General features: G+C 43.3%; 12 protein-coding genes. 7 read left to right on the top strand and 5 right to left on the bottom strand.

Annotated features, from left to right (window positions below; translation table 11 throughout):
- Nucleotides 1–195: 195 nt before the first annotated feature.
- Nucleotides 196–1,095 carry an N-acetylmuramic acid 6-phosphate etherase gene (gene murQ / locus PSI14_RS17245; protein ID WP_273577094.1) on the top strand — a complete coding sequence of 300 codons (900 nt, stop codon included), beginning with the start codon at nucleotides 196–198 and terminating at the stop codon, nucleotides 1,093–1,095.
- 32 nt (nucleotides 1,096–1,127) lie between these two features.
- Nucleotides 1,128–2,606, top strand: coding sequence for a PTS N-acetylmuramic acid transporter subunit IIBC (murP, locus tag PSI14_RS17240; RefSeq protein ID WP_273577093.1), 1,479 nt, complete (start codon nucleotides 1,128–1,130; stop codon nucleotides 2,604–2,606).
- Nucleotide 2,607: 1 nt separating this feature from the next.
- Here the strand turns inward: murP and PSI14_RS17235 are convergent, their stop codons facing one another.
- The gene (locus PSI14_RS17235; protein ID WP_273577091.1) at nucleotides 2,608–3,213 is read right to left on the bottom strand and encodes a LysE family translocator; all 606 of its coding nucleotides are present in this window, start codon (nucleotides 3,211–3,213) and stop codon (nucleotides 2,608–2,610) included.
- Between the two features lie 99 nt (nucleotides 3,214–3,312).
- Between PSI14_RS17235 and PSI14_RS17230 the strand changes: the two genes are divergently transcribed.
- The 4 genes from PSI14_RS17230 (at nucleotide 3,313) to crp (ending at nucleotide 6,777) form a co-directional block, all read left to right on the top strand.
- Nucleotides 3,313–4,368, top strand: a complete 1,056-nt coding sequence (locus tag PSI14_RS17230) for a hydrolase (protein WP_273577089.1) — start codon at nucleotides 3,313–3,315, stop codon at nucleotides 4,366–4,368.
- Between the two features lie 102 nt (nucleotides 4,369–4,470).
- A complete protein-coding gene (locus PSI14_RS17225; protein ID WP_092519490.1) occupies nucleotides 4,471–4,695 on the top strand; it encodes a YheU family protein in 225 nt (74 codons plus the stop codon).
- 70 nt (nucleotides 4,696–4,765) lie between these two features.
- A complete protein-coding gene (locus PSI14_RS17220) occupies nucleotides 4,766–5,635 on the top strand; it encodes a phosphoribulokinase (RefSeq protein ID WP_273577087.1) in 870 nt (289 codons plus the stop codon).
- A gap of 509 nt (nucleotides 5,636–6,144) precedes the next feature.
- Nucleotides 6,145–6,777 carry a cAMP-activated global transcriptional regulator CRP gene (gene crp, locus PSI14_RS17215; RefSeq protein ID WP_273577086.1) on the top strand — a complete coding sequence of 211 codons (633 nt, stop codon included), beginning with the start codon at nucleotides 6,145–6,147 and terminating at the stop codon, nucleotides 6,775–6,777.
- Between the two features lie 121 nt (nucleotides 6,778–6,898).
- Here crp and PSI14_RS17210 read toward each other — a convergent pair whose 3' ends face one another.
- The 3 genes from PSI14_RS17210 to ppiA form a co-directional block, all read right to left on the bottom strand.
- Nucleotides 6,899–8,116 carry an aspartate aminotransferase family protein gene (locus PSI14_RS17210; protein ID WP_273577085.1) on the bottom strand — a complete coding sequence of 406 codons (1,218 nt, stop codon included), beginning with the start codon at nucleotides 8,114–8,116 and terminating at the stop codon, nucleotides 6,899–6,901.
- Nucleotides 8,117–8,238: 122 nt separating this feature from the next.
- On the bottom strand, nucleotides 8,239–8,814 hold the full coding sequence (locus PSI14_RS17205) for an aminodeoxychorismate synthase component II (RefSeq protein WP_086109818.1): 576 nt from the start codon (nucleotides 8,812–8,814) through the stop codon (nucleotides 8,239–8,241).
- Between the two features lie 242 nt (nucleotides 8,815–9,056).
- Nucleotides 9,057–9,623 carry a peptidylprolyl isomerase A gene (gene ppiA / locus PSI14_RS17200; protein WP_273577084.1) on the bottom strand — a complete coding sequence of 189 codons (567 nt, stop codon included), beginning with the start codon at nucleotides 9,621–9,623 and terminating at the stop codon, nucleotides 9,057–9,059.
- A 412-nt stretch (nucleotides 9,624–10,035) separates the two neighbouring features.
- On the opposite strand from ppiA, the gene yihA reads away from it, so the two are divergent.
- The gene (yihA, locus tag PSI14_RS17195; protein WP_273577083.1) at nucleotides 10,036–10,659 is read left to right on the top strand and encodes a ribosome biogenesis GTP-binding protein YihA/YsxC; all 624 of its coding nucleotides are present in this window, start codon (nucleotides 10,036–10,038) and stop codon (nucleotides 10,657–10,659) included.
- Between the two features lie 85 nt (nucleotides 10,660–10,744).
- Here the strand turns inward: yihA and spfP are convergent, their stop codons facing one another.
- The gene (spfP, locus tag PSI14_RS20415) at nucleotides 10,745–10,792 is read right to left on the bottom strand and encodes a small protein SpfP (RefSeq protein ID WP_438361642.1); all 48 of its coding nucleotides are present in this window, start codon (nucleotides 10,790–10,792) and stop codon (nucleotides 10,745–10,747) included.
- Between the last annotated feature and the right edge of the window lie 299 nt (nucleotides 10,793–11,091).

Here is an 11,091-nt window from a genome sequence, read left to right as displayed (position 1 = left end):
CTTATTTTTTTATTCATATAATTTACATTCATATAAATAATTTAGACTTATATAAATAATAAGGAGGACTTCTACTGGCTTCTGGATGCGACTAAAAATATATTGGGTATAAACCTAATAATCTGTACGATAACCAGCTATCGATAAATCTATTCTGACCACAAATCTATTCTGGTCATATAGCAGGAAAAAATAATGAAAATCGACCTAAGTAATATGGTAACTGAGAGCCGCAATCCCTCCAGCACCCATATCGATACGTTATCCACTCTCGACATGTTGCGTGTTATCAACGATGAAGATAAAAAAGTGGCCATCGCTGTCGAAAAAAACCTGCCTCAAATCGCCGATTTGGTTGATAAAGTTGCCGAAACATTTCGTCAGGGTGGGCGCTTAATCTACATTGGAGCCGGAACATCCGGGCGTTTGGGAATTTTGGATGCCAGTGAATGTCCTCCAACTTATGGCACAAAACCAGAACAAGTCATCGGCTTGATTGCCGGCGGGCATCGGGCCATTTTGAAAGCTGTCGAAAATGCGGAAGATAACAGGCAATTAGGCATTAATGACCTTAAGATACTACACTTTAGCCAAAGAGATATTCTGGTAGGGATCGCCGCCAGTGGCCGGACACCTTACGTATTGGGTGCAATGGAATATGCCAAATCAGTGGGCGCTACCATTGCTTGTATCTGCTGCAACCCGGACAGCCCAATGACACAATTAGCAGATATCGCCATTACTCCCATAGTCGGGCCTGAAGTTGTGACCGGCTCTTCCCGCATGAAAGCAGGAACAGCGCAAAAACTGATACTGAATATGATCACCACAGGTGCCATGATCCGTACGGGAAAAGTGTATGGCAATTTGATGGTAGATGTGGAAGCCACCAATGCCAAATTGATCGAACGCCAGAAAAATATTGTCATGACCGCCACTGAGTGCAGCAAGGAAATTGCAGAGCAAGCCCTCAGTGCCTGTGGTGGTCACAGCAAGACTGCAATTGTCATGATTTTATCGGGCGTCAGTGCCGAAGAAGCCAAAGCTTTATTGGCAAAACACCAAGGGTTTATCCGGCCAGCTATACCCAATTGATCTCAAGTTGCCTCTTTAAAGGGGGGTTATAAGTGGCTAAAATTAATCAGGAAATGCTGGTCGAAATACTCAAAGCCATCGGTGGAACGAGTAACATTGCACATTGTGGTCACTGCATGACTCGCCTACGATTGACCCTATATCATCATGAGCCTGTTGATAAAACCAGATTGAAGAAAATCGCAGGGGTCTTGGGCGTTATAGACAGTGATGCCCAGCTCCAGATTGTACTAGGCCCCGGCAAAGCACAAACAGCCGCAGAGATGATGAATACGATGATGAATACATTGTTAAGTGAGTCACATCATCTCCGCAATTCAGAAGCGCTTGCTACAGAACCTCATTCCGATAAGCTAAAAGAGATTGCCACCTCCAACAAACAACATATTAAAGAAAAACAAACCAGCTCAATCCATAAGTTTCTGGCTAAATTCGCCACTATCTTTACTCCCCTGATCCCCGGATTTATCGCCGTTGGCCTGTTATTGGGTTTCGCGACTCTGTTGGAACAGATTTTTATCAAAGAAGCCTCTCATCCCAATGCCGTATTGGTTGAGATGATCGGCTATATGAAAATCTTCAGCAAAGGCATGTTCAGCTTCCTGAGCATTTTGATTGGCTACAATGCACAAAAGGCATTTGGGGGGTCGGGCGTTAACGGAGCCATTATCGCATCCCTATTTGTACTGGGATATAATGCCGAAGCCACCAGTGGATTCTATTCGGGCATCAGTCATTTCTTTGGCTTCACCATCGATCCACGGGGCAATATTATCGGGGTACTGATAGCCTGTATTCTCGGCGCTTGGGTCGAAAGACAGATCCGCAAAATTATGCCATCTGATCTGGATATGATCCTGACTTCCGCCATCACCTTACTGATCATGGGCGCCGTTGCCTTTATTATTATCATGCCTGTCGGAAGTTATCTATTTACCGCAATGTCATGGCTGTTCATTAACTTAAATGGCAACCCGTTCGGTACAGCAATCTTGGCAGGATTGTTCTTAATTGCCGTAATGTTTGGTGTGCATCAAGGCTTTGTACCCGTCTATTTTGCCTTAATGGATGTACAAGGCTTTAACTCCCTGTTCCCCATTCTCGCGATGGCAGGGGCGGGGCAGGTTGGCTCTGCATTGGCTTTGTATGTGAAAGCGAAAAAAGGTTCCCTGCTGCGAACCCAAATCAAAGGTGCCATTATTCCGGGATTGCTGGGAATTGGAGAACCCTTGATTTATGGCGTAACACTGCCACGCATCAAACCTTTTGTCACCGCCTGTTTCGGAGGCGCTGTGGGTGGCTTTTTTGTCGGTCTGATTGCTTGGTGGGGATGGCCTGTCGGGTTAAATAGCGTTTTCGGCCCTTCAGGACTGGTCGCCCTGCCACTGATGACCTCCAACAGTGGCATTTTCACAGGCATGTCCGTATATGCTGCCGGGTTACTTGTCTCTTATATCGCAGGCTTCACGCTAACGTTATTCTTCGGGAGCAAAAATATCGATTTAAGCTGATTCAGCCAAACCAGATTAAAGGCACGCAGGCTGCTGTCAGAATACCCATTGTGATATTGAACATGATCCATGCACGGCGGCTTCTCAATAACTGACCAATCAGTGAACCAAGAACAAGCCAGATTGCGCCAGCAAGTGCATTGGCAATTAACATCACGATGCTAATGGCAAAAATGGAGTGGTTATATAGCGGCCCGGACAAACTGTAACTACTGACAGCTCCCAATCCCATCAACCATGCTTTCGGGTTCAGGAACTGCAATAGCCAGCCTTGATAAATTCTGGTTGGCTTCCCTACCGATGTTATGATGTCCAATCGTTTATAATGTGAAATGGCTGTTTTCCAGGCCAGCCATAATAAATACAGGCTTCCGAGCACTTTCAGGCCAGTATGCATGGCAGGGTAAATCAGTAGCAGAGCAGCAACACCAAACGCAGACAACAATAAAATTGTCTGCATTCCCAAGATGATACCCAGATACAGTGGCATGGAACGACGGAGACCAAAATTCGCGCCTGATGATGTCAGCAACAAATTGTTTGGGCCGGGTGTGACAGCAGAAATAAACATAAATGTACTAAGCGAGAATAGCAGGCTTACAGTCATGGGTAGACTCCCCTCACCCAAAGAGTTGACATTTCCTTTCGAGAAAATAACAGTATGTCATTCCACACACAAGATGACTAATCATGAAATCGATTCATTATGAGTGATAACTTTTATCCTTTAAGTGGGGTGAGCAATCCCCATCTACAAACTCTTTTGCCCCGTATTTTGCGGCGCCGCCCGAAATTGCAACCTCATTGGCAACGGCTAAATTTACCCGATGATGATTTTGTTGATTTGGCATGGAGTGAAGATCCTGAAACCGCTGCCCACAAACCACGGCTGGTGCTTTTCCATGGTTTAGAAGGCGGGTTCAGAAGCCCTTACGCCCACGGTCTGATCAGTGCCTGTCAGAAAAAGGGCTGGCTTGGTGTCGTAATGCATTTTCGTGGATGCAGTGGTGAGCCTAACCGCCAACAACGCATTTATCACTCGGGAGAAACCAGTGATGCCCGCTATTTTCTCAACTGGCTAAAAACGACATATGGTGAAGCTCCCACCGCTGCTGTCGGCTATTCCCTTGGCGGTAATATGCTGGCCTGTTATCTGGCAGAAGAGCAAGAACGCGCCCAAGTAGATGCAGCAGTTATTGTCTCAGCGCCATTTATGCTGGAAGCTTGTTCAAAACGAATCGAACAGGGTTTTTCTCAGTTCTATCAATACTATTTGCTCAGCAAGCTGAAAAATAATGCTACCCGCAAGTTGTTGCGTTATCCCAATTCTCTGCCTTTGAGCCTTAGCCAACTTAACTCAATGAAAAAATTGCGTGAGTTTGATGATGCCATCACCGCTAAAATACACGGTTTCAAAGACGCAACAGATTATTATCACCAGTGCAGTGCGCTGCCTCGTTTACCTAATATCACGGTACCGCTGTTGATTATCCACGCCAAGGATGACCCTTTCATGGCACCGGATGTTATCCCTGAACCAGCGAATTTACCCTCCAATATTGAATATCAGATGACTGAACATGGTGGTCATGTTGGTTTTGTTAGCGGTTCTTTGAAAAAACCACAAATGTGGCTGGAACAACGTATTCCGAAATGGTTAGCACCTTATTTAGAATCAGTGCATTCAGAACCAGTGCAATTAGAATCGGGGTATTTAGAGCCGGAACATTTAGAGCAGCTATCTTCAAAGCCATCGTTCTAAGGCTATGATTTTAAAGCCGTCATTTTAAAACTGTCATTTTAAAACCGTCATTCAAAAACCGTCATTCTAAAAACCATGACAGCGTTATCAGGAGCAATAACAATGATTATCCCGTGGCAACAATTGGAAACCGATACCCTCCTCAACCTGATTGAAAGTTTTGTCTTACGGGAAGGTACTGATTACGGCGAACAGGAAAAAACTCTCGAACAGAAAGTACAGGACATCAAACGTCAACTTGAACGAGGTGAGGTTCTGCTGGTATGGTCTGAATTACATGAAACCGTCAATATCATGCCCAAAGATATGCTCCACCATAAAGCCTGACTTGTTCTGTTCACTTTAAGCAACTGATTAAAAAGTATAATCCCCAATTTTATTGATAAGGAGTCTGTTCATGTCTGCCAAACACCCTGTCATTGCCATCACTGGCTCCAGTGGAGCAGGAACAACCACGACCAGTGCCGCCTTCCGCAAAATCTTCCAGAAACTTGATGTAACTGCCGCACTGATAGAAGGGGATAGCTTTCATCGTTATACTCGTCCTGAAATGGATGCCGAGATCCGAAAAGCGAAGGAACAAGGCAGACATATCAGCTACTTTGGGCCAGAAGCCAATGATTTCAGCACACTGGAAAAGACGTTTTTTGACTATGGAAAAACAGGGGAAGGCCGCTGTCGAAAATACCTCCATACCTATGATGAAGCAGTGCCTTATAACCAGCTTCCGGGTACTTTCACTCCATGGGAACCCTTACCAACCAATACGGACGTTCTGTTTTATGAAGGTTTACATGGCGGTATTGTCACTCCGCAACATAATGTTGCCAGCCATGTTGATTTGTTGATTGGTGTCGTACCTATCGTCAATCTGGAATGGATACAGAAACTAATCCGTGATACCAGTGAACGCGGACATTCCAGAGAGGCCGTTATGGATTCCGTTGTACGTTCGATGGATGACTATATTCGTTATATCACGCCTCAGTTTTCACGCACCCACATTAACTTCCAGCGGGTTCCCACCGTAGATACTTCCAACCCCTTCTCTGCCAAGGCGATTCCCTCGCTGGACGAAAGTTTTATCGTGATTCGCTTTCGCGGTCTGACCCAAATTGATTTTCCTTATTTACTGGCAATGCTTCAGGGTTCATTTATTTCCCGTATAGATACTCTCGTCGTTCCGGGCGGAAAAATGGGGCTGGCGATGGAATTAATTATGGCACCTCTTGTTAAACAATTATTTGAAGGAAAAAAAATTTCATAATTTAAGTTAAACGGCATTTTATTTTTAATAAAACAGGTAACAAAAAATAAAGTTACCTGTTTTATTAAAATAAATAAGCCATTTTTATAATGGTAAAATAGGTGATAAAAATCAGACTTTCGAAGATACAGTAGTAGGTAAAAAAACAACATAAACCAGTATTACTGTTCAGCCAGTATCCGGTATATTTTTGTTCTTTTTATAGATAAACGTCCCTTATGACTGATTTTTGATAATCTGGCAACCAATTTAACATGCTGAAGCGATACAGGAGAAGACAGAAACGTTTTCCTGTGTTACAAACAAGGTTACAAGCGTGGACTGGCAAGGAATATGGTTTAAGATTATTATGTCAGCACTCTGACATCTTGATAATTCATATAAAATTCCCACTCGCCAGTTTTTCAGCAAATTAATATGTTAATCTATTGACTTTATAAAGCTAGCCTGAAGAGAAACCTCAGTTTCTCGCATCATAAAGGCAGAAATAACAACAGAGGATAAAGCGAATGGTTCTCGGCAAGCCACAAACAGACCCTACTCTCGAATGGTTTTTGTCACACTGCCATATTCACAAATATCCATCCAAGAGCACGCTTATTCATCAAGGCGAGAAAGCAGAAACGCTTTACTATATTGTTAAAGGTTCAGTTGCTGTTCTAATAAAAGATGAAGAAGGTAAAGAAATGATTCTCTCTTATTTAAATCAGGGAGATTTCATTGGTGAACTTGGATTGTTTGAAGAGGGACAAGAACGTACTGCATGGGTGCGAGCTAAAAGTGCCTGTGAAGTGGCTGAAATTTCCTATAAGAAATTCCGCCAGTTAATTCAGGTGAACCCTGATATTCTGATGCGTTTATCTGCTCAGATGGCAAGTCGCCTACAAACGACTTCCGAAAAAGTAGGTAACTTAGCCTTTCTGGACGTTACAGGCCGTATCGCCCAGACATTGCTCAATTTGGCTAAACAGCCTGATGCCATGACTCACCCTGATGGTATGCAAATCAAAATCACTCGTCAGGAAATTGGGCAGATTGTGGGTTGCTCCCGTGAAACAGTTGGCCGCATTCTGAAAATGTTGGAAGATCAAGACCTGATCTCTGCACATGGTAAAACTATCGTCGTTTATGGGACACGTTAATTCTCAGTAAACCTGAAATCCAGCCAGCGCAATCTTTTATTATTCGCACTGGCTTTTTTGCTTCACCTCACTGTTATTTGTTTAACCCTCTATTTGCCCAATCCTCTATTTGTTCAACCATCTATTTGTTCAACCATCGGGATATCGCCATATCCAGCCGCATCATGCCTTCTGTGATTTCATCCTCAGAAATAATCAATGATGGGGTAAAACGCAAAATACTGTCTCCCGCACTCAATAACATCAATCCTTGTTCCGCCGCTTGCTGCAATATTTCTTTGGCCTTACCCTGATATTCTGCTTTTAATACAGCGCCAATAAGTAAGCCTTTTCCACGGAATTCATGGAAGATACCATACTTTTGGTCAATCTTTTCCAAGGCCTGAATGACCATATCATGACGTTTTTCTACCCCCATCAGCACTTCCGGGGTATTAATGATATCCAACGCGGCACAACCGACAGTACAAGCCAATGGATTTCCGCCATAAGTCGTTCCATGCGCACCCGTTTCCATTGCAGCCGCTATTGCATCTGTCGTTAACATCGCACTGATCGGGAAACCGCCTCCCAGAGCTTTTGCTGTCGTCAGGATATCCGGCTGTACATCATAATGCTGGTAAGCATACAACTTGCCTGTGCGTCCTACCCCGCTCTGAACTTCATCAAAGATCAACAGAGCCTGATGTTTATCGCACAATTCACGCACCCCATGCAAAAATTCCATTGTCGCAGGAGTGACCCCGCCTTCCCCCTGAATCGGCTCTAAAACAACAGCACAGGTGCGATCATTAATCACCGCCCTGACCGCATCCAGATCATTAAAAGGCACATGAACAATATCAGCAGGTTTGGGACCAAATCCTTCGGCGTATTTCGGCTGCCCTCCTACCGAAACAGTGAAAAAAGTACGCCCATGAAATGCCTGATGAAAAGCAATAATTTGGGTCTTATTGGGATGATGACGAGTAATCGCATAGCGACGCGCTAATTTGAATGCCGCTTCATTAGCTTCTGCTCCTGAATTAGCGAAAAAGACCTTCTGCGCAAAGGTCGCATCAATCAATTTTTGCGCTAAGGTTAAGGCGGGTTCATTGGTAAAAATATTGCTGATATGCCACAATTTTTCACTTTGCTGTTTCAAAACACTTACCAAGGCCGGATGACAATGCCCCAGAGCCAAAACAGCGATACCACCAGCAAAATCAACGTATTCTTTACCCTGTTGATCCCATAATCGACTTCCTTGCCCTCTGACAGGGATAAAATTTGCTGGCGCATAAATAGGCAACATCACCTGATCATAGGTATTTCGGTTTATTGCTTTATTTTCTAGCATTTCCCTCACCTTATTTTTATATTTGCCATTTCAAAGTGAAATAATAGTCATTAAATATGAATAAAAAATCACGCAAGAGCAAATAAAAAAACAACCGAATGAGGGAGTGTGAAAGTATCTGATTAATATTTGAGGAAATTATTCAATAACTCATGTCCCTGCTCACTAAGAATGCTTTCCGGATGAAATTGCACTCCTTCCAGTGGCAAAGTACGGTGACGTATTCCCATGATTTCATCCACATCACCATTACGCTGACTCCATGCCGTTACTTCAAATGAAGCAGGAAGCGTTTCTGCGGCAATGACCAGAGAGTGGTAACGGGTGACAGTCAATGGATGATCCAAACCTTTGAATACCCCTTGCTGGCTATGGTGGAGCAAACTGGTTTTTCCATGCATCACTTCACGGGCTTTAACAACACTGGCTCCAAAAGCCTGACCTATCGCCTGATGTCCCAAGCATACGCCGAGGATGGGCAATTTCCCTGCAAAATGTGAAATCGCTTCCAGCGAAATCCCAGCTTCATTGGGTGTGCAAGGGCCAGGAGAAATGACTAAATGTGTCGGTGCCAAATCTTCGATATCTTCAAGTTGTAGCTCATCATTACGCTTAACTAGAACCTCTGTCCCTAATTCACAAAAATATTGATATAAATTGAATGTAAAAGAATCGTAGTTATCTATTATTAATAACATAGGAGTATATCCTACTGATTTTATAGTTTTATAAGTTGTCTTACCCCAATGGGATATTATGCATTCTGTATTATAGTAAAATCAGGTAAAGCAGTATCAACGGGGGACTCATCATACCACAGACGCATTTTTAAAATAGAGGTACAGAGAAATGGCGGAGAGAAGGGGATAGAGAGAAAACAGACGGCATTCAAATAACCATTAATGATTATCCGAATACCGTATTATGTCAGTTCAAATTATCAAGGCTCAACCTTGGCAGACAAAATCACTATAGGTTTCACCGGCACATTTTGATAAGGGCCGGCATTTTCTGTTTTGGCTTGAGAAATTTTATCAACCACGTCCATGCCTTTTACTACCTTCCCAAAAACTGCATAACCAAAGTCACGCTGTCCGTGGTCAAGGAAAGCATTATCAGTCACATTAATAAAAAACTGAGCGGTAGCGCTATCCTTATCTGCGGTACGTGCCATCGCAATAGTGCCACGAAGATTGCGCAGACCATTATCGGCTTCATTTTTGATTGGAGCTCTGGTGGGCTTCTGTTTCATATCTTTTGTGAAACCGCCCCCCTGAACCATAAAACCAGGGATAACACGGTGAAAGATAGTGTTGTTATAAAACCCCTCATTGGCATACTTAACGAAATTCTTGGTAGAAATGGGGGCCTTATTGCTATCCAACTCAAGTTCGATTTCGCCTGCTGATGTTACCAGCTTCACGTGAGTTTCCGCGGCCAATGCTGGAACAGCAATTGCACTGATAGCACATGCCGTCATAAGCGACACAAAAATACGTTTAAACATTAATGATTCCTTTATTTTTGAGGTCAACAATAAAACTCATAACAACAAAACTTATTAAGTTTAATTCCCCATCGCATTAAGTTCCAAAGATTTACCTACATTTACGAGTATTTTAGGTGAATAAAGGGGGAGTTCTATCGATACGACTTTTATATTCGCACATTTTGGCAATGGTTATTTTGTGAATAACCTCTATATTGATGCGCTTTCCACGCCAAGGAGCAGTTACTGGATTTTAGGCAAGCAGCAATTCAGCTTGTTCCGCATGTCACAGCTCAAGGGGAATTATATTCACTTTTCGCCGACTATCTGCACCGTTCTTTATCGGAATAAAGTTACGCCTGTCCACAAGCTGCTGCTCTCGGTATAATCACCGCGCTATTTTTGTGTATTCCTCGGGGAGATAACCATTTTGACCATCAAGAACTACAACTATCATATGACTCACTTTATCACGAGTGCACCTGATATTCGCCACCTGCCTCAAGATGTGGGCATTGAGGTCGCGTTTGCCGGTCGGTCAAATGCGGGTAAATCCAGCGCACTGAATGCACTGACCCGCCAAAAGAGCCTTGCGCGTACCAGTAAAACCCCTGGCCGTACCCAGTTGATTAACCTGTTCGAAGTCGAAGAAGGGGTTCGCCTGGTCGATTTACCGGGCTATGGTTACGCTGAAGTACCAGAAGAGATGAAACGCAAATGGCAGAAAGCCTTGGGGGAGTATCTCCAGAAACGCGAATGCCTGTTAGGGTTGGTGGTTTTGATGGATATCCGCCATCCGCTGAAAGATCTGGATATGCAAATGATCGAATGGGCTGTCGTGATGCAAGTACCTGTTATGGTGTTGCTGACTAAAGCCGATAAACTGGCATCCGGTGCTCGTAAAAGTCAATTGGCGAAAGTTCGTCAGGAATTGGCCTCTCTGGATGGTGATATTCAGACCGAGTATTTCTCCACTCTGAAAAAAATCGGCATCGATAAACTAGAGCAAAAACTTGACCTTTGGTTCAATCAACCTGCCATTGAAACGGAGTAACATCCGCGCTTGATCTTACCGCGCTCCCATAAACCGGACATAAAAAAACGCCCCAGTCAAAAAAAATGACTGGGGCAGCTAATATTCAGCTAAATCCGATTACGTGAAGTAAAAGGTCTGAAAGATAGAACATCTTACCTCTGTACCCTACGCCGATAACTTTAACCTATTCCTTTAATCAAAAAAAGACTTTTTTGTAATTAATTTTCATAAAATAGCGCAATTAAGCCGCTAATATTTAATCAAAACAGGTTATTTCGGCATCATTTATGTAGTTTAATTACATATTTGTGAGATCTAGATCTAATCTAAAACCTAACCTAAATTCTTGTCACAAGCCTCTTCCCGGTGTGATTGAACTTATTTCAGTTCATTAAACAAACTGTGCTTTCATAAAAATCATTCAATAAAAAACTATCACCACAAAAACTC

Origin of the sequence: Xenorhabdus anantnagensis (assembly GCF_028598555.1) — a bacterium.
Lineage (GTDB): Bacteria > Pseudomonadota > Gammaproteobacteria > Enterobacterales > Enterobacteriaceae > Xenorhabdus > Xenorhabdus anantnagensis.
The sequence above is the reverse complement of the archived record's forward strand: the minus strand, read 5'-3'. Positions and strand labels throughout refer to the sequence as shown.

Bases quoted from the DNA above. Each gene is read 5' to 3' on its own strand.
- murQ (WP_273577094.1), top strand. From the start codon at position 196: ATGAAAATCGACCTAAGTAATATGGTAACTGAGAGCCGCAATCCCTCC.
- PSI14_RS17235 (WP_273577091.1), bottom strand. From the start codon at position 3,213: ATGACTGTAAGCCTGCTATTCTCGCTTAGTACATTTATGTTTATTTCT.
- PSI14_RS17230 (WP_273577089.1), top strand. From the start codon at position 3,313: ATGAGTGATAACTTTTATCCTTTAAGTGGGGTGAGCAATCCCCATCTA.
- PSI14_RS17225 (WP_092519490.1), top strand. From the start codon at position 4,471: ATGATTATCCCGTGGCAACAATTGGAAACCGATACCCTCCTCAACCTG.
- PSI14_RS17220 (WP_273577087.1), top strand. From the start codon at position 4,766: ATGTCTGCCAAACACCCTGTCATTGCCATCACTGGCTCCAGTGGAGCA.
- crp (WP_273577086.1), top strand. From the start codon at position 6,145: ATGGTTCTCGGCAAGCCACAAACAGACCCTACTCTCGAATGGTTTTTG.
- PSI14_RS17210 (WP_273577085.1), bottom strand. From the start codon at position 8,116: ATGCTAGAAAATAAAGCAATAAACCGAAATACCTATGATCAGGTGATG.
- PSI14_RS17205 (WP_086109818.1), bottom strand. From the start codon at position 8,814: ATGTTATTAATAATAGATAACTACGATTCTTTTACATTCAATTTATAT.
- ppiA (WP_273577084.1), bottom strand. From the start codon at position 9,623: ATGTTTAAACGTATTTTTGTGTCGCTTATGACGGCATGTGCTATCAGT.